The following is a 24,073-nucleotide window of genomic DNA, read 5'->3' as shown; positions in this document are numbered from 1 at the left end:
CCCTGGTTACTGAAGATCTACTGTGGGAGCGAGCCTGCTCGCGAAGGCGTCAGTGAATTCAACCCGTAAAAAAACGGCGCTCACGGGGCGCCGTTTTTTCATTTCGCAGCGAACACCTTAGTAGTAGGCGTTTTCTTTCTGCGTGTGGTCGGTCACGTCGCGAACGCCTTTGAGCTCCGGGATGCGCTCGAGCAAAGTGCGCTCGATGCCTTCCTTCAGCGTCACGTCGGCCTGGCCGCAGCCCTGGCAACCACCACCGAACTGCAGGACAGCGATGCCGTCTTCGACCACATCGATCAGGCTGACCTGACCGCCGTGGCTGGCCAGCCCCGGGTTGATCTCGGTTTGCAGGTAGTAGTTGATGCGCTCGTTGACCGGGCTGTCGGCGTTGACCATCGGTACCTTGGCGTTTGGCGCCTTGATGGTCAGCTGGCCGCCCATGCGGTCGGTGGCGTAGTCGACTACGGCATCGTCCAGGAAGGCTTCGCTGAAGTGGTCGATGTACGCGGTGAAGCTTTTGAGCCCCAGCGCGGTGTCTTCGGGTTTTTCTTCGCCCGGCTTGCAGTAGGCAATGCAGGTTTCGGCGTACTGGGTGCCAGGCTGGGTGATGAAGACGCGGATGCCGATGCCCGGGGTGTTCTGCTTGGAGAGCAGATCAGCCAGGTAATCGTGGGCGGCGTCGGTGATGGTAATAGCGGTCATGGAAACTCCTCGCAGGCTTGGGCGCAGTTTACGCCAATCAACGCGCCGGACAAAGTCCTAGTATTTTTGTCGGGAAAGATTCCGACTATTCCCCTGGTTTTCTGTAGGAGCGAGCTCGCTCGCGATGGTCGCCAACGATAACGCGCACTCCCGGGTTTACGCGGAGCACTTAAGACCATCGCGAGCGAGCTCGCTCCTACAAGGGGATTTGTGGCGGATCAGAGGTTCTCGTAGCGGTTCATGTCCAGCACGCCCTCTTCCACCGGATCGTTTTCCTGGATATAGCGGCTCAGGTCATGGAAATAGAACCAGAATTGCGCATGACTGCGGCGTATTCCCCAACGTTCGACGATTTTCTCCAAGCTGTCGCTGTCCTTGGCGCTTTCCATCGCATCCACAAAGGCCGGCACTTGCCCGGCCGGGATGTTGAACATGAAGTTCGGGTAGCTGCTGAGCACACCCGGGAAAATCGTCAGGGTGTCGAGACCTGGTTGGTAGCGCAGTGACTCACCGAGCAAAAACGCCACATTGCTGTGCGCACGATTGCGTAGCAGGCTATAGACCTCTCGCTTGCCGCTACTGGTTTCGATACGCAGCAGGGTGGCTTCCGGCAACTGATCGATGACCTTCAGCCCGGCGGCCGGACGCGAAGTCAGGCGGCTCAACGCCTGCTCGGCACTTTGCAGGTCCGGGTCGATGTTCGGCCGCGAACAGTAAGCGCCATCGCAACGGTTGATCGGGTCGGGCCTGGCATTAAGGTCGCCGTATCGGGCCAGCAACTGATGGGCAAAGTCACGCTTGGGATCAGCCGGGTTCAGACTCAGCGCGGTCGGTTTATCGTCATCGATGGTCTCGTAGTCCAGCCACATCTTGAACTTGCCACTATTTTGATACCAGTCATCCAGGTAGTCGTCCCGGGAATCGGCGGGCATCAGGCGCAGGAAATTTTGCTCGGCACCGTTGCGGATCAGGTCGAAATACAGGCGCGTCTGGGCCTGGTGGGACAGGTTGCCGAACACATCGAAGTTCACCGCCAGTTGATAGTAGGTGCGCTCCAGCAGCGGATAGTCGAACAGCCATATGGTTTGCGGCACCTCACCGATCAGGCCTTTGGTCACCGAAGCGCTGTCGAAATGGCGGAAGATGCTCAGTAACGCATTGTCGTTGCCGGCCCACAGGGTCGACCAGCTCGGCGCCGGCTCATCGGCGTAGCTGTCCCGGCGCAAGGCTTCGTATTCGTTGCGCTTGTCGCGGTAGTCGTGCCACAGGCTGAGGACGCTGCCGACATCATCGTTCTGCCCCGGCATGGCCAGCAACGGCGTGGCTTGCCCGCGATAGTTCGGATCGGTGACATACAGGTCGTGCTCGGGCGCCTGGAACAGCGCCCAGAAATTATCGCGGATCACGTCCGTGGCGATCTGACCACGACACACCGGCCCACGGATAAAGGTGCGCACGAAGTACTCGGCATTATCGAGCATGAACTGATAGCGCGCCTGGGCCGGAATCGCTTCGAAGGTGGCAAACGGGTTGGCCCGGCTCTGCGGTCCATAGCCCGGCAACGCGTCGACCTGCCAGTTGCCGCTGTAGAACAGGCTCTTGACCCGCGCCAGCTTTGCTGGACTCAGCGGATAGGTGATGTGGGTCTTGTGCACGATCACGCCCTGCACCGGCCACAAGCGATAGTAGAACTCCGTGCCCGGATCATCGTTGGGGCGACGGGTGTTGATCAGGTCGATCGGCTGGCCGGTCGGGGTGCGCGAACGCACCCACTGGAAGAAATGCCCAGGCTCGCCGTCCCTGAAGTAGAGATGGGCGAGGAACCAGTGCTCGTACAGCCAGCGCCCCACCAGACTTTCCCGGGCGCCCGGCGAATTGAGCAGATTTTCCCATTGCACCACCTGCAAGGCTTCCCTGGCGCTGGGCGCCAGCGCCTGCTGATCAATCGGCGCGCCCGCCGCCAGCCAGCGTTGCAGCGTCTGGTACTGCAGGTCGGTCAGGCCGGTCACTGCCAGCGGCATGCCCTCCTTCGGATGCCTGGCGGCGTAGCCGTCGAACTCTGCGGGCATGGCACACATGTTTTCCCGATTCAGGCCCAGGACGATGTCCTCCGGCAGTTTCGCGTTGGGTTGCAACGGAGTCCTGTGGCCAAGCTCCAGCATCCGCGCCATCAGTGCAGCCTGGCTGCCCTGGGCATCGAGCACCGAATAGAAGCCCTTTTGCTGCCAGGCCTGTTTGCCGGAGGCGTCATAGAACAGTCGGGTCGGTGCCACCGCTTTAGTGCGGTCACCGTCATAAACCGGGACTTTCGTCGCACCACGTGCCGCGCCCTCACCGCTGCCCAGGTTGAGCTGACAGGCGGCGTCGTTGCAGGCGTGGCAGGCCACGCACTTTTCAGTGAAGATCGGTTGAATGTCGCGGCTGTATGAAATGGCAGAGGAAATCGCCGGCCCTTGCGCCACGGCGCCCCAGCTTGAAAACAGCAGCAATGTGCCGATGACGAAGCGATACGACATGTCCCTGGTCCTGAATCCTGAAAAAACGCCGCGATTCTACCGGTCTGTCATCCTTACCAACATGAACGATATTCATGCAAATTCGAGTCATGCTCCAAAAGCGCACAGGTTTGCTATCATCCCGGCCCTTCGTCATGGTCTTACCGAGTAGTCCAAATGTCCGATCGCAGCGTTCGCCTTCAAGCTCTCAAGCACGCCCTCAAAGAGCGCATCCTGATTCTCGATGGCGGTATGGGCACGATGATCCAGAGCTACAAGCTCGAAGAGCAGGATTACCGTGGCAAACGCTTCGCTGACTGGCCAAGCGACGTCAAAGGCAACAACGACCTGTTGGTACTGACTCGTCCGGACGTGATTGGCGGCATTGAAAAAGCCTACCTGGACGCCGGTGCCGACATTCTGGAAACCAATACCTTCAACGCCACCCGGATTTCCCTGGCTGACTACGGCATGCAAGGCCTGACGTATGAGTTAAACGTAGAAGGCGCACGCCTGGCGCGCAAGGTTGCCGACGCCAAGACCCTCGAAACCCCGGACAAGCCGCGCTTCGTCGCCGGCGTGCTCGGCCCGACCAGCCGTACCTGCTCGTTGTCCCCGGATGTGAACAACCCCGGCTACCGCAACGTGACCTTCGATGAACTGGTGGAGAACTACACCGAGTCCACCAAAGGCCTGATCGAAGGCGGCGCCGACCTGATCCTGATCGAAACCATTTTCGACACCCTCAACGCCAAGGCCGCGATCTTCGCCGTGCAAGGCGTGTTCGAGGAGTTGGGCATTGAATTGCCGATCATGATTTCCGGCACCATCACCGATGCCTCGGGCCGCACCCTGTCGGGCCAGACCACCGAAGCGTTCTGGAACTCCGTGGCCCACGCCAAGCCGATTTCCGTCGGCCTGAACTGCGCTCTCGGCGCCCGCGAATTGCGCCCGTACCTCGAAGAACTGTCGAACAAGGCAGGCACCCACGTTTCCGCGCACCCGAACGCCGGCCTGCCGAACGAATTCGGTGAGTACGACGAACTGCCGTCGGAAACCGCCAAGGTCATCGAAGAGTTCGCCCAGAGCGGCTTCCTCAACATCGTCGGCGGCTGCTGCGGCACCACGCCGGGCCACATCGAAGCCATCGCCAAGGCCGTGGCCGGTTATGCGCCGCGCGAGATTCCGGACATCCCGAAGGCTTGCCGCCTCTCGGGCCTTGAGCCGTTCACCATCGATCGCAGCTCGCTGTTCGTCAATGTCGGCGAGCGCACCAACATCACCGGTTCCGCCAAGTTCGCCCGCCTGATCCGCGAAGACAACTACACCGAAGCCCTGGAAGTCGCCCTGCAGCAGGTCGAAGCCGGTGCCCAGGTGATCGACATCAACATGGACGAAGGGATGCTCGATTCGAAGAAGGCCATGGTGACCTTCCTCAATCTGATTGCCGGCGAGCCGGACATCTCCCGCGTACCGATCATGATCGACTCCTCCAAGTGGGAAGTGATCGAAGCCGGCCTCAAGTGCATCCAGGGCAAGGGCATCGTCAACTCGATCAGCATGAAGGAAGGCGTTGAACAGTTCATCCATCACGCCAAGCTGTGCAAGCGCTATGGCGCTGCGGTGGTGGTGATGGCCTTCGACGAAGCCGGCCAGGCCGACACCGAAGCGCGCAAGAAGGAAATCTGCAAACGCTCCTACGACATTCTGGTCAACGAAGTGGACTTCCCGCCGGAAGACATCATCTTCGACCCGAACATCTTCGCCGTCGCCACCGGTATCGAAGAACACAACAACTACGCCGTCGATTTCATCAACGCCTGTGCCTATATCCGTGACGAACTGCCGTATGCGCTGACCTCCGGTGGCGTGTCCAACGTGTCGTTCTCGTTCCGTGGCAACAACCCGGTGCGCGAGGCGATTCACTCGGTGTTCCTGCTCTACGCGATCCGCGCCGGGTTGACCATGGGCATCGTCAACGCCGGGCAACTGGAGATCTACGACCAGATCCCGGCGGAGCTGCGCGACGCCGTCGAAGACGTGATCCTCAACCGCACCCCGGAAGGCACCGACGCCCTCCTCGCCATCGCCGACAAGTACAAGGGCGACGGCAGCGTCAAGGAAGCCGAGACCGAAGAGTGGCGCAACTGGGACGTCAACAAGCGTCTGGAGCATGCGCTGGTCAAAGGCATCACCACCCATATCGTTGAAGACACCGAAGAGTCGCGCCAGTCCTTCGCCCGCCCGATCGAAGTGATCGAAGGCCCGCTGATGGCCGGCATGAACATCGTTGGCGACCTGTTCGGCGCCGGTAAAATGTTCCTGCCGCAAGTGGTGAAATCCGCTCGCGTGATGAAGCAGGCCGTGGCGCACCTGATCCCGTTCATCGAACTGGAAAAAGGCGACAAGCCAGAGGCCAAGGGCAAGATCCTGATGGCGACCGTCAAAGGCGACGTGCACGACATCGGCAAGAACATCGTTGGCGTGGTGCTGGGTTGCAACGGCTATGACATCGTCGACCTCGGCGTGATGGTGCCGGCGGAAAAAATCCTGCAAGTGGCCAAAGAACAGAAGTGCGACATCATTGGCCTGTCCGGCCTGATCACCCCGTCGCTGGATGAGATGGTCCACGTTGCCCGCGAAATGCAGCGACAGGACTTCCACCTGCCGTTGATGATCGGTGGTGCGACCACGTCCAAGGCGCACACAGCGGTGAAGATCGAGCCCAAGTACAGCAACGATGCCGTGATCTACGTCACCGACGCCTCCCGCGCCGTGGGCGTGGCGACGCAGTTGCTGTCCAAGGAGCTCAAGGCCGGTTTCGTCGAGAAGACCCGCCAGGACTACATCGAGGTTCGCGAGCGCACTGCCAACCGCAGCGCCCGCACCGAACGCCTGAGCTATGGCGCGGCCATCGCCAAGAAGCCGCAATTCGACTGGGCCAGCTACACACCGGTCAAGCCGACCTTCACCGGCACCCGGGTGCTGGACAACATCGACCTCAACGTCCTGGCCGAGTACATCGACTGGACACCGTTTTTCATATCCTGGGATCTGGCCGGCAAGTTCCCGCGCATCCTCCAGGACGAAGTGGTCGGTGAAGCCGCCACCTCGCTCTATAAAGACGCTCGGGAAATGCTGACCAAACTGATCGACGAGAAGCTGATCAGCGCCCGCGCAGTGTTCGGTTTCTGGCCGGCCAACCAGGTGCATGACGACGACATCGAGCTCTATGGCGATGACGGCAAGCCGATGGCCAAGCTGCATCACCTGCGCCAGCAGATCATCAAGACCGACGGCAAGCCGAACTTCTCCCTGGCCGACTTTGTCGCGCCCAAGGACAGTGAAGTGACCGACTACGTGGGTGGTTTCATCACCACCGCGGGGATCGGCGCCGAAGAAGTGGCCAAGGCCTACCAGGACGCCGGCGACGATTACAACTCGATCATGGTCAAGGCCCTGGCCGACCGCCTGGCCGAGGCCTGCGCCGAGTGGCTGCACCAGCAGGTGCGTAAAGACTACTGGGGTTATGCCAAGGATGAAGCGCTGGATAACGAGGCACTGATCAAGGAGCAGTACAGCGGTATCCGTCCGGCACCGGGCTACCCGGCTTGCCCGGATCACACCGAGAAAGCCCAACTGTTCGCCCTGCTTGATCCAGAGGCCCAGGAAATGCGCGCTGGCCGCAGCGGCGTGTTCCTCACCGAGCACTACGCGATGTTCCCGGCGGCGGCAGTCAGCGGCTGGTACTTTGCCCACCCGCAGGCGCAATACTTTGCCGTGGGCAAGGTCGACAAGGACCAGGTGCAGAGCTACACCTCGCGTAAAGGTCAGGAGTTGAGCGTGACCGAGCGCTGGCTGGCGCCGAACCTGGGTTACGACAACTAAACTGCTTTGCCGACCACAACATCGTGGTCGGTAAAGATCCCTTGTGCGAGCCTGCTCGCGATGACGGAGTAGCATTCAACATTAATGTTGACTGATAGACCGCTATCGCGAGCAGGCTCGCTCCTACATTAGTTAGCCAGCGGCTGATTTAGCTATTCCTGGCCGATGTCCCTGGCTGCGGCTCCCCACCCGCCTGTTCCAAAACCTCCTTGCGGGACAACTCGATCATCTTCGCGTTGCGCGCCGCCGCCTGTTCGAACAGCAGGTTCAGGAATGCACCATCATCGGCGCTATCGGCACCGTCATCCTCCCCTGCCTGACTCTGCGCCTCATCGAGTGCCCTGAACTCTTCAGGGTATTTCTCCTTGAGGTAATCCACCCAATAGTCGCGCTGGATCAAGTCTTCGAAAAACCCGTCGGACCGCTCCGCATTACCGACCTCCACGCGCGCGTCCACCAGTTGTTGCCGCGTGACACCAGAGGCATAGGTCATGTGTTTCGGCTGCCCCGGCAAGGTCAGACCGTCATCCCAGCCTGAAGTCAGGCCGATTCGATAGCCCAGGCGCACCTCGGCCTCATCCTCGCCGGTATTCGCCGCGGCCTTGGTCGCCAGATCATCGATCCTGTCCAGTCGAAACAACTGCCTGGACAGTTTCAGCAATGCCTGGCCCTTCACACTCAAGCCTCCAGGCGGCATGTCGAGCAAGGCATTGTGGGTGAACACTTTGCTTTCCAGCCCGCTGAACGTGAGGATTCGCCCGTCGACACAGGTGCCATGGGTAGCCGAACTGGCGAACAGGACTTCCCGAAGTTCGCTGTTACTGGCCGCGGCTTCCATCACTGTCCAAACCCGTCGCGTCAAGTCGGCATTGGCCACCCGGAACTCCTGGGTGTCCTGCAATCGTGATAGCAAATGAAAGAACGCGGCATTGTCCGGCTCGGCCGCCAGTTGATCCCAGATCCGGCTTTTACCGGCCAACTCCTCCGGGGTCAAATTGCTTAACCAAGGGGCCTTTTGCGCGGAATCAGGCTCAACCTCAGGCAGCTCTTCATCCGACTCGATGCTGTCGCTTTGGTCGTGAGCATCATCCAGCGCCTCGTCGAGTTCAGTCCGCGAGATCCCCAGCACGGTGTCCCGTGCTCCCGAGTCTCGGTAGGCCCTCAAGCGCTCGAGACTCTCGAGCGCCAGGTTGTTGTCACTCAGGTCGATGCCGATCATCAGGACGTTGTGATTGCCATCCAGAACCTGCGCCGGAACCGATGTGATGTAGTTACCACTCAGATTCAGGACTCTGAGGTGGGCCGCATCCAGCACGCCCCCCGGCCATTGCGTCAGATAGTTATTGCGCAGATCGAGTGTCACCAGCGCTTCGAAAATGTCGAGATCGAAGGAGTCCAGTTCGTTGTAGCCCAGGTCAAGACGGTTCAGACGTTCCAGATTGCTCAACGAGGCGTACAGGTGTTCGGCATCACTCAGCCGGTTCGAAGTCAGTTCAAGGCGCTCGAGCGTACCCATGTGCTGGACCGGCTCGGGTATGGCCTCCAGCCCATTGCCGTTGAGTTCCAGGGTCTTGAGCCGGGTAAAGGCGGTGAGGAACCCGTCGGAGCCTGCCCGGGTCAGTACTACACCGGTCAGGTTCAACCTGCCGACGTGCTCGAACGTTGTCGGCATCTCCGGGAGATCACCCAGTTGCAGGCCGCTCAGATCCAATACGGCATCGGCTACCCTCTCCACGCCAGCCAGGCCTTCGCGCCAGCATTCGAGGATGCGCAAGGCGCCCAACCTGCGAATGCTTGAGGACGTTGTCCAGCCTGTGCCGCGGACTCCCCGTGTAAAGATCCAGCCATTCAACTGACGGATAAGCGCTTCGAAGCTTTGTTCCCAACCGGCAAGGCGCTCGCTGATTTGCACCTCGGTCGCCCCGCGCTCACGCATCTGTTCCAGTGCTTGCAAGGCTTCGTCATCGGCCAGTGTCGGCTTCAAACGTTGCAGGCGTTTTGTCAGAACCTCGCCCCCCTCTCCCGCCGGAACCTCAGGCAGCACCAGCAAATGCTGCGCAATGGAAAACCCACTCTCGGGCGGAGGGAAAGCAAGCGGTATCGGTTCCATGTCGAACCGCTGCAGGGTGCCCTCTGGCAGCCCCCTGGCCAATTCCGTTCGCTGCCAGGCGGTCCGGAGCATTGCGCCAGCCTGAGGGGTCAATGGCGAACCGCCGAGATTGGTTTTGAGCAACACCTCGTTTTCCAGCACCGCCACCGGCAGCTCGGAAATCCTGCTGTCGCGCAAGTCCAGCCAGGTCAGCTCCGGCAAGCTCTGAGCACCTGCCGGCCATTCCCTCAGCCCAGTCGCGCGCAGGTTCAAGGCCTTGAGGTGAGTCATTGCGCTGAGGTCCAGGGTGTTCAGGGGGTTGCTGCTCAGGTCCAGATACTCAAGCGTCTGCAACCCATCAAGACCTTGCTGAACCCCTGGATCGACAACAATCCCGTTACTGGAGAGATCCAGCTGAGTCAATTTTCCGAGATCGCCGGGGCCGATGGGGATTTCAGTCAGGCCGCAACTACGCAAGTCGAGTGCTTGAAGACCGGAAAACCCGCTGATGAAACCGCGAATCTGTGCTGCGGGCGCTTTACTCCCCCTCAGATACAACGTTCGCACCTCTTGGAAAGCACCGGCCGGCAGCTCGGGAAAATCACTGAGCCCCAGATTGGGCAAGTCGAGCACCGAGGCATTGACTGTGGCGCCGTAGCGCTTGAAAACGCCGTTGCGCCAGCAGGCTCTCAGGGAATTCGCCGCCAATGTCCGACCTGTCATTTCGTTGATCGCCGTCGGTACCTTAAACACACGATAGGACCAGTCGTTGAGGTTGCGGTTGAGTACATGGTGTTGCTCACTCAAGGCTTCGATCGCCCTGTACCTCGCCTCGGCGTCCTGCCACTGCTCGACAAACTGAGTGAGTAACGCCTCGTAATTCTCGTTGGAGCCATCCCCAAGGCGTCTCAACTCACCCTTGCTGTAATCACTGACCATTGTCTCGAGATCAACACGGTGTGGGGATTGCCGTTTGGCGTACTCATACGCCGGCCTGAAGTTTTCACGAAGGAAATTCGACCAGTCCAGCGACAGTCCGGACCAGAGCTTTTCATGTCCGCTGAAAATGCCGTCGGGCAAGGTTCTGATCCCGGTGCCCTTGAGATTCAATCGCTCAAGTCGCGGCAGATCGAGAACCCCGGCGGGCCATTCAAACAACGAAGGTGCAAGCACTTCCAACAGGCGCAGATTGCGCAATTGGCTGACATCCAGCGCAATCGGCGCGAACCCCGAACAATGGACATTGAGGTACTCAAGCCTGGTCAGCGCACCCAGCCTCGACGGCATGTCGGCGGCGTAGGGAGCGGATGAATACAGGTTCAGGTCGGTGAGCTCCGGCATCCTGCCGATGACCTCGGGCACATTGCTGAACTGATTACCCGTGGCGGTGATCCGCAGTTTTCTCAACCTGGGGAAATTGCCCAGCAGTGCATCGGCATTGGCGTCGGTGATGCACCGGCCCCGGACGTACAGATCACGCACATGGGAGAAATCCGCCGACAACGCAGGCAGCGCTTCATCACAGGTCAGGTCAAGCAATGTGAAGCGCGCGTGCTCCGCGGCCAACGGCGAGTTGCGCCAGCTATCCTTGAGACTCTGCGCGACCGAGGCCTTGCCGCCCAACATGCGCTCCAGGGCAGAGCCCGACGATGGCTCGCCAACCCAATGATCGAGCGTCGTTTCCAGCGCCTCCCACTCGCGCAGGCGGGCCTGCAACAAACCGTAAATCTGCGCGTCGGTTTTTCCCGCCCGCAACTGCGCCAGGACAAATCCGTTGGCCTGCTGTTCGGTCAGCGCCGGATAGACATCCCGTACCCGCGTTGCCAGCGAAGGGTTGATCCCTTGCCCGCGCCCGCTGGCGTAGTACCCCACCAACCGTTCGTTGACCCGAACCGGCGGCTTGAACGTCGCATGCTTGTCAGTACGTGCCTCCAGGCTCTGTGCCAGCTCGGCACGATGGGCGAAGGCATGGTCGATGATTGCCGTGCGCAACTGGCTGCCCTGAGCCACGTGGGGAACGCCCAGCGCCTGGCGCGCCTCGTCGGGCAAGGCATGCATGATCGACGAGTAAAAATTGTCGCCATCTCGAGGAATGCCGTTGAGCGCCTCACCGCGCTCATCAAACGCCTGGTAAGCCGGCCCTTTCTTGACCACATATTTGCGCGTGTCGGCAGTCTCACTGCCAATGCCATCGATCAGCGGCCCCTCGACGTGGCCGTCGCGCACTTCCAGGCGCACGCTGTCGGACCAGCCCGGCAGCTTTTCCAGGGAATGCAGTGCAAGCCATCGGCTGTCCGCCGACGCCATGCGCTCCAGAGGCAACCCGGCAAATGCACGGTTGACGCGCCCTTGCCGTGCATACCAGCGGGCCTCTTCAAGCATGTTCAAGGGGATCCGCCGCGTCGCTTGCCACCGCGCCAGTTCCTCGGCATTGGCATCGAGCAACACCCTGTGGGCAGCGGATTCACTCAGCCCCGGGCAAGCACGCTGCAACATCGCCACCGGCCCCTTGCCCGCCTCGGTGCTCCCCGGGCCAGCCTCGAACGCCGACAACAAATCGGCCAGCCCCGGAGGTGGAGGCAGGTGATCCAAGTGCATCTTGCGCAGGGCATTGTCACTGATACCGCTGGCATCGGCGATGGTGAGCAGTTGTTCGTCCGTCAGGGCTTCGGTCGCATGGCCCATGCGCCGCAACAGGGTCAGTCGGTCCCACTTCAGAGGACGCTCCAGCGTATGGCGCCAGGCACCGTGGCCGTTGTGTTCGAGAATCGGTCGCCAGGCCCCGGTATCGGAAGGGTGTTTGATGCGCCACTTTCTCACCGATGAATCAAAGGTGATCTCATACACCTTGCCCGCATGGCGGATGTAAGTCCTGCGGTTCGCACGAAACTGTCCCAGGGCATTGGGGGCGATTTCATCGTCCAACACAACGCTGGACTCATAGGCCTTCAGGTCGGGTTTCCACAGCCGTGTCGCACCATCGGGGCGCTTGATGGCGTCCAGCCCTTCGATCATGGGCTCGGGTGCAACCCGCACCCTCTTGCCCAGTACCTTGCCGCCCCCGGCCATTACCGCCATCAGCGCCAGGTTTTCTGCCACATCGACCAAATGCGCCTTGGCAGCAACGCGATCACCTTCGCTCCATTCGATAACCCCTTCGAACGATTCATACAGCAATTGCCCGGCCATCACCGTCAGCATGATCTCACCCAGCACCGGCACGAACATCGACACCATGTTCAAGCCCAGCATGCCGATTTCCAGCAGGTGATTGAGCTTTTCTGCCCGCACCTTTGCATCGACGTCAGCCGAGGGCACGGCATGGCTGCGCGCATCGGCAATGACCTTCGCGCGGTTTTGCTCGTAGAGATAAGTCCACAGATCGGTGTTGGCGGACCAGATTCCGGCTACGTCTTTACGCGTCGTGCCCATTGGGTCCAGGTAAGGATCTTCCACCGGTTCGCGCTTGCCCTGGGTCTCAGGGGGCAGTTCCTTGATACCGACGAACGTAGAGGCCGGTGGAATGTACCGGGCGACCTTGACCCAGATGGAGTGCAACGGATCGCTCGGAGAATCCGCGGCCTTGCGGGTGAACTGGCTGAAGTAGTAAGGGCGGTCGGCGTAAGCCACGAATTGACTGAAAAACCGCTGGTGCGCGGTCGGCTTGCCATCGCTTGCGGACCGTGAATTGCCGGCCGTGAACTGGCGCTTGAATTCGTCACGCAACTGCGCCGAGGTGTAGCGCTTGAGCGGATGTTCGGGATCATGGGGAATGTAGACGATGAAATCGCTGGTGTAGCGATACTGTTCGCTGATGCTGAACACCACACAGCCGGTCATCCGGCGCTTCATCAAGATGAGGTCGCGGAACCAGACCTGTCTGTCGCCCATCCGGGGATGGACTTCCCCGCCAATGACCGAAAGGATCATCGAATAGTCTTGCGGTTCGATGTCCTTTTTCAACAACGCCAACTCGGCAGCCGCCCTCATCGCGGTTTTCTGGCTGTCGATGAATTGCTCGCGCAGGTTGGCTTGCGCCTGCGTATCGGCTGGCTGGAAAAATCCGTTCACGCAGGTTTGATACTGTGCTCCGATGTCCAGGGTTCTGCACAGCGACAAGAACTGCCTGACCGTCATGTCCAGCGCAACATCCCGGAATGTACCGGGGGTCGACGTTTCGACGACGAAGCCTGAATCACGGTGGAAGGCCCCTTCTTCACACTCCGAGGCCTCAAAGTTGTGCAATGCTGCCTGGAGCAAGGACAGCTTCAACACCTCGAAAGACGTGATTTCGACTTCGAGCACGCCAACCTCCAGGGGGCGCCGCAGGCACACCCAGGTCTTGTTGACATCGACGTCGATCGAGAACCTGTCCTTGAGAGCCTTGGTCAATATCGGCCCGGCGAATGTTTCGGCGTCGTGCAGCGCGGACATTGCCTGGTCCAGCCGGGTCTGCGAGATAAAACTGGCGTTGAAGCATTCCCTCAGTGCCTGCTGTTGCGCGCCGGATGCGTGCCGGTACCAGTCAGGCAGGCGTGTTGCGCTATCTTTGATCGCGGCGCGCCTTGGCGACGTGGCGTCGATCAACCAATCGGGGGTCATGCGTTCAAGCAATTCACTGTGCATACTGCTTTTGTCGGGCAGCAACGGCTTCGACACTGAACCTTCAATAGGCGACTGCACCTTCGACGTCGGGGACGAAGTGCGGGATGAAATGCTCATACTGTCTCTCCTGGTAAATGGAGCGACAGGACACCACCCCGAGCCTGGACACCTGCGGTACATAGTTACCGCAAGTTCGAAAAGGCGAGACAAAGCGTTTCAGGCAGCCACGGCATGAATCGGCAGATTGGCTATGCTGTGGGGACCCAATTTCAGGCGAGGGTTTTATGGACGATCCGGGCAACAACAAGCCACCGACCTTCTGGCAAATGCTGCACAGTGTCATGGCGGCGGCGTTTGGGGTGCAGAGCGGGAAGAACCGGGCCCGTGATTTCACTCACGGCAAGCCGAGTCATTTCGTGATTCTGGGGATTGTGTTCACGGCGGTGTTTGCATTGACGCTGTTCGGCATCGTCAAGCTGGTACTGCTTCTGGCCGGGGTTTGACGGTACTCAGTGCATCAGGGTCTGCAGGGTGAACGGGTAACGCCAGGACGCGGGACGCCCCTTGGCCGAGAGTTTGTGGAAATCCACGCCGAAGTCCTGCGCAGTGCCCATCGCCAGCAGTCGCCTGGCCTGTGTCCGATCGATCAGTTGCAACAACGGGATCTGGCGATCACGGCCACCGTACTGGCTGAAGTCCACGCCTTCATCGTAGTCATGCAATTGCACCAGCGCCCAGCCACCGAGGCTGAAGTGCCCGCCCAGCAAGACACTCAGGCGATGGTCCAGCAGCGCCTGCAACGCCGCGGGTGAATTGTTGATCGCGCCGAACAGCGCGCCCTTGCCTGGCACACCTCCCGCTTCGACATACGCCTGCATCACGCCGAACACCATTTCGTCATTCGCGGCCCAGACCAGCGACGTCTGCGGGTAGCGCTTGAACAGCAACCTGGCCTGCTCATAGGCACGCTGCCGGGTCCAGCCGCCGTACACCAGTTGCCGTAAACGCACCTCGGGGTGCTCGGCCAAGGCACGCCGCATGCCCTTCTCGCGAAATTGCGCGGACGGGGTGATCTTCAATCCGGAAAAAGCCAGCAACTCGATGGTCTGGCCGGGGGCCACCGGGCCGTGCTGGCGGATCAACTCCTTGAGCATCAGGTAGCCGCCCTCCTCGTCGTTGGGCACCAGGCTGCCGAGCAAATCGGGATATTTGTCTGGACGGGCGTCGATCAACTTCATCTGATCCGGGGTCAGGGCGTTGTTGACCATGAACAGCTTCACGCCACTGCCTTTGGCCAGCCGCAGGATTTCGGGGGCGATGTATTGCTCGTTGACGAAGACCAGGTAGTCGGGGCGATGGTGGCCCTGAAGGGCTTCGCGAGCCTGGCCGATGGTGTTTTCAGAGATGCGGTCGGAATACTGGATGCGCAAATCCATCCCCAGGTCGGTCGCCGCGGCCTGCATGAACTGCGAGTAACTCATCCAGAACGCTTCCGTGGGGGTTCCCGGGTTCAGGAACAGCACAGACGCCGCCTGGGCACAATGTCCCACCACCATGCCCAGTGTCAGTAATATGCCACACAGAAACTTCAACATTGGTCGTCCGAGCCCCGGAAATTCGCCGCGCATTATAGCCAGCGAACATCCGCAAAACGGCGATTTTTCCGGTTTTTGTCAGACAATCGTCGGAACCGGGCCCGGACGGGGTCGCTTACTGATGACTGACCCAGAAAACAGCCGTCCCCACGACCAGAATGATCAGGAACAAAATGGCCCATGCATCAACAGTGCTATCGCTTTTCCGTGCTTTGGTTGGGTTGCTCATTGCATCGCCTCTTGTCGGTTTTATCGGTGATTGCATAAAGACTCGAGCAGAGTAAAGACGACGATTGCCCGCATCACAAACAGGGTCTTTGCAACAACGATTCTCATTAGGCGATTTGGTTCTTTACATATGCTCAAACATCACTTTTACGCATAACTGCAAACTGGTATCTTGCCCCGGCTCCGTAGGGAGTGCGCGGCCGTGCGCGCAGAATTGCCGAGGTTTTATCGGACGCCAGCAAGCCAAAATACGCCGCTGTTTCCGACCGGCCCAAGCCTGAGAACAGGACTTATATGTACGTATACGACGAATACGATCAGCGGATCATCGAGGACCGCGTCAAGCAGTTCCGTGATCAGACCCGACGCTATCTGGCAGGCGAGCTGAGCGAAGAAGAATTCCGCCCCCTGCGCCTGCAAAATGGCCTTTACATCCAGCGTTTCGCGCCGATGTTGCGAGTCGCCGTGCCTTACGGCCAACTGACTTCGCGCCAGGTGCGAATGATGGCCAGGATTGCCCGCGACTACGACAAGGGCTACGCCCACATCAGTACCCGGCAGAACGTGCAGTTCAACTGGCCGGCCGTGGAAGACATTCCGGACATTCTCGCTGAACTGGCCACCGTGCAGATGCACGCGATCCAGACCAGCGGCAACTGCCTGCGCAACGTCACCACCGACCAGTTTGCCGGTGTCGCCGCCGACGAACTGATCGACCCGCGCCCATGGTGCGAGATCGTGCGCCAGTGGACCACGTTCCACCCGGAATTCGCCTACCTGCCGCGCAAATTCAAGATTGCCGTCAACGGTTCGACTTCCGACCGCGCCGCCATCGAAGTCCATGACATCGGCCTTGAGCCGGTGCACAACGCCGCGGGCGAACTGGGCTTCCGTGTCCTGGTCGGCGGTGGCCTGGGCCGTACGCCGGTGGTGGGTGCATTCATCAATGAATTCCTGCCGTGGCAAGACCTGTTGAGCTACCTCGACGCCATCCTGCGGGTCTACAACCGCTATGGCCGTCGCGACAACAAGTACAAGGCGCGGATCAAGATTCTGGTCAAGGCGTTGACGCCTGAAGTCTTCGCACAGAAAGTCGATGCGGAAATGGAGCACCTTCGCGGTGGCCAGACCACGCTGACCGAAGCCGAAGTGCAGCGCGTCGCCAAGCATTTCGTCGACCCGGACTACAAGGCCCTGGACAATCAGAGCGCCGCCCTGGCCGAACTCGACCAGCAGCACCCGGGCTTCGCCCGCTGGCGCGTGCGCAACACCCTGGCCCACAAGAAGCCGGGCTATGTGGCCGTGACCTTGTCCCTGAAGCCAACCGGCGTTGCACCGGGCGACATCACCGACAAACAGCTCGACGCCGTGGCCGATCTGGCCGACCGCTACAGCTTCGGTCAACTGCGCACCTCTCACGAGCAGAACATCATCCTGGCCGACGTCGAGCAGGACAAGCTGTTCGCCATGTGGGGCGAATTGCGCGAGCAAGGCTTCGCCACGCCGAACATCGGCCTGCTGACCGACATCATCTGCTGCCCGGGCGGCGACTTCTGCTCCCTGGCCAACGCCAAGTCGATCCCGATCGCCGAATCGATCCAGCGCCGTTTCGACGACCTGGACTACCTGTTCGACATCGGCGAACTGGACCTGAACATCTCCGGTTGCATGAACGCCTGTGGTCACCACCACGTCGGCCACATCGGCATCCTGGGGGTGGACAAGAAAGGCGAAGAGTTCTATCAGGTTTCCCTCGGCGGCAGCGCCAGCCGTGACGCCAGCCTGGGCAAGATCCTCGGCCCGTCCTTTGCCCAGGAAGCCATGCCTGACGTGATCGAAAAGCTGATCGACGTGTACATCGAACAACGTACCGAAGACGAACGCTTCATCGACACCTATCAGCGTATTGGTATCGACCTCTTCAAGGAGCGTGTCTATGCAGCGAATCATTAAGAACAACGAGGTCGTCGACGAGACCTGGCACCTGCTGCCCAAGGACTTCAACATCGATGAGATCAGCAACTGCGACGACCTCATCGTGCCGTTGCAGCTGTGGCGCGAACACAGCCGCATGCTCCTGGCCCGCGATGGCGGCCTGGGCATCTGGCTGGACGCCGATGAAGAAGCCGAGGAAATCGGCGAAGACGTGGCGCAGTTCCAGGTCATTGCCCTGAACTTCCCGGCATTCACCGATGGCCGCAACTACTCCAACGCCCGCCTGCTGCGTGACCGTTACGGTTTCAAGGGCGAGTTGCGGGCCATTGGCGACGTGCTGCGTGACCAGTTGTACTACATGCATCGCTGTGGTTTCGACGCGTTTGCCATTCGCGCCGACAAAGACCCGCACGAAGCCCTTGAAGGCCTCAAGGACTTCTCGGTGACCTACCAGGCCGCTACCGACGAACCGCTGCCGCTGTTCCGTCGTCGCTGACCGTTACGCCTTGGACCCAGGCTAAGGGTTCAAGGCGCTTCACCCTCCCCGCTAAAAAAGCGGATAGTCGGCCAGCGGCATTGGCCGCCCCATGGCGACCCAATCGCGGTACAGCCGTACTCGATCCTCCAGCACCACGAACAACCGGAACGGATTCTGCGCATCGCCCCTCCGCGTTTCGACACACTGACGCAACCAACCCCATAACTCTTCTGACGTATCCGCTTCCTGCAGCAAGCGCCATACGCGTGCCTGCAACGACCGGTAGCCGACCTGGAAATCCGCCGTCAGGCTCAATCCATCCATGACCCGGAGCAACGCACTGCCCGATGGCAGGGCGACCAATCGTTGCCAGATCTGTTGCCGCGCTTCGCGAACGCTTTCATCACTCTCCTCCAGCCAGGGCGTCGCACTGCCATAATCGGCACCCGGCTCGCTCAGCCACAGATTGATGCCGGTGCGTTCACGATGATCGACCAGACGCAGCAACGTCTCTTCATCCGTCAGTGGATTACCCCACAGTTTCACCCGGTCCCGGGAGACCGCCTGATTGAGTATCGCGTAGGGAATCCGGCTGATCCGGTTGCCTTGCAAGTCCAGGGAAGTGAAACAAGGCTGATCGGCGACACCAATCGGGCAATGGCTGATCCCGGTGTTTCTCAGGTTCAACACACGCAACTCATTCATCCCCAATACCACGGGCGGGACAGTCAACGGGTTTTCACTCAGATCCAGCGTTTGCAAATTCACCAGATCACGAAACTGCGAAGCCGTGTTCTCCTGAAGCCGAAGAAAGGTGGAACTCAGGTTGAGCGTTGTGAGTCGAGTCATTTGCCGAACAGGTGGAGGCAATACCGCCTCCAGCACATCATCTGCATTGAACCGACGCAGATCGACGCTTTTCAGGTTAAGTGTGTGCAGATTGGGGAAACTATCGAGAAAAGCGTTCAGGCTCTCCCGCTCGACGATATGCAGGCGCGGCATCGAAAGCTCTACGACTTCATTGAAGCGAACGTTCATTGTCGGCAAGCGGTGGTAGTCCAGATACCCCAGGTCCAGTCTGTAACCGAGCAACACCTCGCCGGACAAGACTCGATTGATCTGGGGCGGGCACTTTTGCCAGATGCTCATCAGTTCGTCGCCCAGTTCGGTTCGCATTTCACGCTCGTAGTCGATCACGTTTTGCAGCAGTTCGGCATTGTGCGCCGCCACCTGCTGAGGACTCATCCCCGCCGCGTCATCATCGCCCACCGCGAGAAAATCCACGTCCATGTCATTGACATCCAGCACGGCCTGGTCAACCCAGTGACGCAGATCGGCATGCAACTGCCGCACCTCGAGCGTCAGGCGATCCAACAGCGCCAGGGCCCCGGCACCCGCCGTCAGGAGTAACTCGTCCGCCTGGGCATTGGAGAATTCCGGATACAGATCCCTGACCTGCATGCGCATGATTTCGTGAGCCAGCACAGCGCCCGGTGGCGTGTTTGGAAACCCGCCGCCGCGCAATCCCCCGGCTTCGAACGACAGCCGCGAATCCATTCGATCCAGGCCGAGCAACAGTTCGGCGCGGGACAAGGCATGCGCGCCAATACGCAAACGCAACTGGCTGGCCGTGTCGGACGCGCTTAGCGACATTGCCGCGCGTTCCTCCCCGGACAATAGATCGACCAGCGCGGTAAACAGATCCGAACCCTCGCCGTCGGTAGCTGCCACCCTGGTAGGCCGATAGCGATCACCGACCTTGATCAAGCGCCGGCAATCCGCTGAATCACGAGGGCCACAACGGTCCAGGACCCGGCCACTGATCGACCCGTCGAGCACCTCGATGCGCAAGCCTTTCGGCCAACCGGGCAGACGCTGCAGGGAATGCAGCGCCAGGACATCGGAATCGGGATGACTGACCGAGCGCAAGTACAGGCCCTCATAGGCCCGGTTGAGTCGTACATGCTGCTGATACTCGCGCGCCTTGTTGTCCAGGCGCTTGAACAGTTGCAGTGCCTCGACAGCATCGATGGGCCGATCGATGTCGACTCCCGAACGGTCGAGGATCTGCTCCACGGCACTTTTCGGCAAACCCTGGTACTCGCGCTGGAACAGGCGAATCCAATCCTGATCCGTGTGCTGGAGCGCCTGATAGCGGGCATTGAACAATCCGGCCCGCGCTTGCGGATCGGCGACGGTCTCGAGCGCCTGATCGAGCTTGAAGCGAGTGATGGTGTCGGCAAGCATCGGCGTCGGCGCGCGACCGGTCTGCATCAGGCGCAACATATCGTCGTCGACCGTGCTGACCCGGGCGATCTGCGCCAATACCTCGTCACTGAAGGCAGCAAGCGGTGCGCAAACGCCTCGCATCAGCTCCACACGCGTCGGCATGGGCACCGCAGACGAACCGGGCGTGGGCTCGGCCGGCGCTCCGGGATGAGGTTCGCTCCCCGGTTCCCCCGGCTCGTGCAGCGTTCCGGCGATTTTTTCTTCGCCCTTGAGTGCCGCCACCGCCCCGGCCAACGGGAGCGCATTGAGCAAGCCGAACACCGTGCGCGTCACGCCCTCGGAGCGCTGCCCGGGTGTTTTACCGTTGATGGCCTGATTGAGGCCGTAACCGGCGTCGATCAGCCCGGCCAGCACCAGGACGCCCTCACCGCCCGGAATGAACAATGCCAAAGGCCCCAGCCGGTTGATCCACTGCACGAGCGGCTCCACCACCGCGCTCAGGTTGTCGCGATTGACCTGGGCATCGTCGCGGATGGTTTTGACGCTGGCCATGGAAGCCTGCTTCATGGTCAGCACCAGTTGCGCGAACGGATCGGTATCGGACGGCGCACGCTCAAGGTCTATGTAGTCCTGCGGGTCCCAGAAACCATCGTTGTTGAAGAACCCCGCGTTCTTTTTCAGCCAGTGTTCCTTCGGGTACACCGCCATGCCGTCCAGCGCCGTCAACACGCCCGCATGGAAAGTGCCGTCTTCACGATCGTCCTCCGCAAAATGCGCGACCAGCGCTTGCCGTGTCGCGACAACCCGGCCTTGGGCCACGACCCATTGGCGCAGCTGCGACCAGTCGGCGAACTCATGCAAGGGTGAGGAGTTGCCGGGGATATTCAACAAGATCCGGCCGCTGCGGCGGTGGCAATAACACCAGATATCGTCCGATGTGTAACGATAGATCGTCAGCCGCCCGACCTCGATCGGCGGGCTGACGCGAGTGGGTGCCTGTACCTGTTCGATGGTCAACGCACTCCAGGCCTGCTCCGCTGGCAAACCGGCGGCCTGCATGGCCAGGGCCAGCCCCTCCTGACTCAAACTGCCCTCCTGATGTTGCAGGCAGGCGCTCATGATGAAAGCGGCCCTGGCCGAGGTTCTCAGATCGAAAGGCGCCGCCTGGAGGATTCGCTTATCGGAGGGCCAGGCGCGATCAAGGTAAGCCTGATAGCGGGTCTGCAGATCCAGATCCCATACCCACTGTTTGAACGCCGCCGGCCTCAGGGCAATTTGTGTTGCCGGCCCATACACCTGGGGCGTGGTCCGGCGATAGATGCCTTCGTAGGTGTGGTGGTTGCCATTGCCGTGGTCGGCGAATTCATCGACATGATCCACGATGCGAATGGACGGACCGACATCGGGCGGCGTGAACAAGCCAAACAGACTTTCGGCAAAACGCCCGTCACCGACACTCTGGTAGTTCTCCAGCAACGCCTGCACCAGGGTTTGCGAATTTGCCACCTGGCCTTGCTCGATACCGTCCTGCGGCGGGTGCCCGCGATAGCGATAATCCAGGGTGACCAGCAGCGCTGTGTGCGGATCGATGTCCTGCCCCCATTTTTCCTTGATCAACTGTGCACCGAACTGCTCGGGAGACTGCGGCAAAGCCGCGCTCACCACAGACTTGAGTGTTTCGCCCAGCGGCAGATGTTCGGCGTGAAGCGGTGTCCGATGGTCATTCATGTGCGTTCCATGGCAACTGTTTTTGGAACACCAACATAACCAGCCGCTACCTTGCCGAAAGCAGGAACGGTCGCCTGCTGCCTACGGAGATTTCGCCAGGCCGTGGAGGACATCGGGCAAGCGTTCGCAGGCAAAAAAACGGGACACAACTCAAACCAGCTAATCGGCCAGACAGCCAACGTCGCAATATTGACTTGAAAACCCCAGTAATAAACTCCGAGCAATACTTTTAAGTTTTTCGCGATAGAGTTTGCCCCACCAACTAACCGCAAAAGGATTTTGCACAATGTATATTTCCGATCAAGCCCGAAACTCCGCATTCAAGACACTTTGGAAAGAAGAAGATCTTAGTTATCTCGCCATTTTATACTGCGATGCCAATGGCGATATTGGCTACACTCCCATCAAGACTGATAACACTCTCATCTATATTAAACACGAGGAATGGCCAAAAATTGACGATGTTCGCTTCAAGAGCCTCGAAAGCCTGCTTGATGCCCTGGAGGCAAATGGCTTTAAACAGGTTCCAGGTGAAATGGACAGCTTAGAGCTGACATGGTCTTCATATCCTGATCTCCCGACTACATTACAAGAGCAACTCAATGAACCCGGGATGTTTATGCTCGACCGCCTCTATAAATTCCAGTTTCAGTTCAATCGCCATGCGCCAGGACCATCGGCGTTTCCAATATCGGTTGATGACGATAGTGTTTATCTGAGAAAAGGACTGATCAGCGCCATGGATGAAATTCGCTTTGCCGACATCGATTCACTGATCAAGGCGTCGGCCACTTATGGCGATAATGGAAGGATCCTGGATTGGAATATCAATAACAGCCTTGTCCGAACTCCAAAAATAACATGGCAGCACTGAGCAACGGATAAACACTTGCCCCCTTAAGTTTTCAGTCTCCATAAAAAAGGCCTTGAATATTGCCTGCATGGCATCGTTCAAGGCCTTTTAATCGTTCATGGTACAAAAGCGGACAATAGCGTTTAGTTGATTGAGCGCATAATTACCAGAAGCGTTGCTGGGTCAAACGGCTCCACCAGCTCAGCAACACGCGATCGACTGAACCGCTGGCCGCCATGCCGATACGCTCTTGCAGGCTCTTACGCTCGGCGTAGTGCAAGTGATAGAGCTCGGACTGCTTGGCGCGCTCTGCCAGGTATTCGTCACTGGTCTTGAGTTCGTCGACCAGGCGCTTGTCCAGCGCCGCGACACCGAGCCAGATTTCGCCGGTGGCCACCTCATCGATCGCCAGCTGCGGGCGATAGCGCGACACGAAGTTCTTGAACAGTTGATGGGTGATGTCCAGGTCTTGCTGGAATTTCTCCCGGCCTTTCTCGGTGTTTTCACCAAACACGGTCAGGGTGCGTTTGTATTCACCGGCGGTCAGCACTTCAAAGTCGATGTCGTGCTTTTTCAGCAAGCGGTTGACGTTGGGCAACTGCGCCACCACGCCGATCGAACCCAGAATAGCGAACGGTGCGCTGATGATCTTCTCGCCGATGCACGCCATCATGTAGCCGCCGCTGGCTGCCACCTTGTCGATGCACACGGTCAGCGGCACGCCAGCCTCACGGATACGCGCCAGTTGCGAAGACGCCAGGCCGTAGCTGTGAACCATGCCGCCGCCGCTTTCCAGGCGCAGTACCACTTCATCTTTTGGCGTGGCGAGCGTCAGCAGCGCAGTGATTTCGTGACGCAAGCTTTCGGTAGCTGACGCCTTGATGTCACCGTCGAAGTCCAGCACGAAAACCCGTGGTTTGGCCTCGGGTTTTTTCTTCTGTTTTTTCTCGGTCTTGACCTGCGATTTGCGCAGCGCCTTGAGCTGGTCCTTGTCGAGCAAGGTCTGCTCCAGGCGTTCGCGCAGCCCTTTGTAGAAATCATTGAGCTTGCTGACCTGCAACTGGCCGGACGACTTGCGCCGTCCCTTGCTGCGCAAGGCCGCAAAACTGGCCAGGACCACCAGAATGGCGATCACCAGGGTCACGGTCTTGGCCAGAAAAATGGCGTACTCGGAAAAAAACTCCACAGGGACTCCTCAAACGATGCGCGGCATGATCGCGCGCGGGATACCTCCAGCATACCCATGCG

At 59.7% G+C, this 24,073-nt stretch carries 11 protein-coding genes; 5 read left to right on the top strand and 6 right to left on the bottom strand.

The features are described 5' to 3' along the window. Window positions 1–117: 117 nt before the first annotated feature. Both nfuA and BSF44_RS01070 read right to left on the bottom strand, forming a co-directional pair. Entirely contained in the window at window positions 118–702 is a 585-nt protein-coding gene (gene nfuA, locus BSF44_RS01075) for a Fe-S biogenesis protein NfuA (RefSeq protein WP_007912592.1), read from the bottom strand. A gap of 218 nt (window positions 703–920) precedes the next feature. Next, complete coding sequence (locus tag BSF44_RS01070) at window positions 921–3,218, bottom strand: fatty acid cis/trans isomerase (RefSeq protein WP_095941885.1); 2,298 nt, start codon at window positions 3,216–3,218, stop codon at window positions 921–923. Window positions 3,219–3,374: 156 nt separating this feature from the next. Between BSF44_RS01070 and metH the strand changes: the two genes are divergently transcribed. Beyond that, on the top strand, window positions 3,375–7,085 hold the full coding sequence (gene metH, locus BSF44_RS01065) for a methionine synthase (protein ID WP_095941884.1): 3,711 nt from the start codon (window positions 3,375–3,377) through the stop codon (window positions 7,083–7,085). 148 nt (window positions 7,086–7,233) lie between these two features. Here the strand turns inward: metH and BSF44_RS01060 are convergent, their stop codons facing one another. Next, window positions 7,234–13,896 carry an NEL-type E3 ubiquitin ligase domain-containing protein gene (locus BSF44_RS01060; protein ID WP_095941883.1) on the bottom strand — a complete coding sequence of 2,221 codons (6,663 nt, stop codon included), beginning with the start codon at window positions 13,894–13,896 and terminating at the stop codon, window positions 7,234–7,236. Window positions 13,897–14,063: 167 nt separating this feature from the next. Between BSF44_RS01060 and BSF44_RS01055 the strand changes: the two genes are divergently transcribed. Beyond that, on the top strand, window positions 14,064–14,282 hold the full coding sequence (locus tag BSF44_RS01055) for a DUF2970 domain-containing protein (protein WP_095941882.1): 219 nt from the start codon (window positions 14,064–14,066) through the stop codon (window positions 14,280–14,282). 6 nt (window positions 14,283–14,288) lie between these two features. Here BSF44_RS01055 and BSF44_RS01050 read toward each other — a convergent pair whose 3' ends face one another. After that, window positions 14,289–15,374: an ABC transporter substrate-binding protein gene (locus tag BSF44_RS01050; protein ID WP_095941881.1), complete on the bottom strand. Its 1,086-nt coding sequence runs from the start codon at window positions 15,372–15,374 to the stop codon at window positions 14,289–14,291. Between the two features lie 522 nt (window positions 15,375–15,896). On the opposite strand from BSF44_RS01050, the gene BSF44_RS01045 reads away from it, so the two are divergent. Both BSF44_RS01045 and BSF44_RS01040 read left to right on the top strand, forming a co-directional pair. After that, complete coding sequence (locus BSF44_RS01045; RefSeq protein WP_095941880.1) at window positions 15,897–17,555, top strand: nitrite/sulfite reductase; 1,659 nt, start codon at window positions 15,897–15,899, stop codon at window positions 17,553–17,555. Continuing rightward, window positions 17,539–18,033 (top strand): DUF934 domain-containing protein, encoded by a 495-nt coding sequence (locus BSF44_RS01040; RefSeq protein WP_095941879.1) that lies wholly within the window; start codon window positions 17,539–17,541, stop codon window positions 18,031–18,033. The genes BSF44_RS01045 and BSF44_RS01040 overlap by 17 nt, the downstream gene beginning before the upstream one ends. A gap of 51 nt (window positions 18,034–18,084) precedes the next feature. Here BSF44_RS01040 and BSF44_RS01035 read toward each other — a convergent pair whose 3' ends face one another. Next, window positions 18,085–21,972 carry a dermonecrotic toxin domain-containing protein gene (locus BSF44_RS01035; RefSeq protein ID WP_095941878.1) on the bottom strand — a complete coding sequence of 1,296 codons (3,888 nt, stop codon included), beginning with the start codon at window positions 21,970–21,972 and terminating at the stop codon, window positions 18,085–18,087. Between the two features lie 286 nt (window positions 21,973–22,258). Between BSF44_RS01035 and BSF44_RS01030 the strand changes: the two genes are divergently transcribed. Beyond that, on the top strand, window positions 22,259–22,846 hold the full coding sequence (locus tag BSF44_RS01030; protein WP_095941877.1) for a hypothetical protein: 588 nt from the start codon (window positions 22,259–22,261) through the stop codon (window positions 22,844–22,846). Window positions 22,847–22,988: 142 nt separating this feature from the next. Here BSF44_RS01030 and sohB read toward each other — a convergent pair whose 3' ends face one another. Continuing rightward, window positions 22,989–24,011: a protease SohB gene (gene sohB, locus BSF44_RS01025; protein WP_095941876.1), complete on the bottom strand. Its 1,023-nt coding sequence runs from the start codon at window positions 24,009–24,011 to the stop codon at window positions 22,989–22,991. Window positions 24,012–24,073 lie beyond the last annotated feature (62 nt).

This window comes from Pseudomonas sp. ACN8 (assembly GCF_002303925.1).
GTDB lineage: Bacteria > Pseudomonadota > Gammaproteobacteria > Pseudomonadales > Pseudomonadaceae > Aquipseudomonas.
Note: the sequence above shows the minus strand (reverse complement) of the source record. Positions and strands in the feature narration are given on the sequence as shown.

Coding starts and splice junctions, on each gene's coding strand:
- nfuA (WP_007912592.1), bottom strand. CDS start 702: ATGACCGCTATTACCATCACCGACGCCGCCCACGATTACCTGGCTGAT.
- BSF44_RS01070 (WP_095941885.1), bottom strand. CDS start 3,218: ATGTCGTATCGCTTCGTCATCGGCACATTGCTGCTGTTTTCAAGCTGG.
- metH (WP_095941884.1), top strand. CDS start 3,375: ATGTCCGATCGCAGCGTTCGCCTTCAAGCTCTCAAGCACGCCCTCAAA.
- BSF44_RS01060 (WP_095941883.1), bottom strand. CDS start 13,896: ATGAGCATTTCATCCCGCACTTCGTCCCCGACGTCGAAGGTGCAGTCG.
- BSF44_RS01055 (WP_095941882.1), top strand. CDS start 14,064: ATGGACGATCCGGGCAACAACAAGCCACCGACCTTCTGGCAAATGCTG.
- BSF44_RS01050 (WP_095941881.1), bottom strand. CDS start 15,374: ATGTTGAAGTTTCTGTGTGGCATATTACTGACACTGGGCATGGTGGTG.
- BSF44_RS01045 (WP_095941880.1), top strand. CDS start 15,897: ATGTACGTATACGACGAATACGATCAGCGGATCATCGAGGACCGCGTC.
- BSF44_RS01040 (WP_095941879.1), top strand. CDS start 17,539: ATGCAGCGAATCATTAAGAACAACGAGGTCGTCGACGAGACCTGGCAC.
- BSF44_RS01035 (WP_095941878.1), bottom strand. CDS start 21,972: ATGAATGACCATCGGACACCGCTTCACGCCGAACATCTGCCGCTGGGC.
- BSF44_RS01030 (WP_095941877.1), top strand. CDS start 22,259: ATGTATATTTCCGATCAAGCCCGAAACTCCGCATTCAAGACACTTTGG.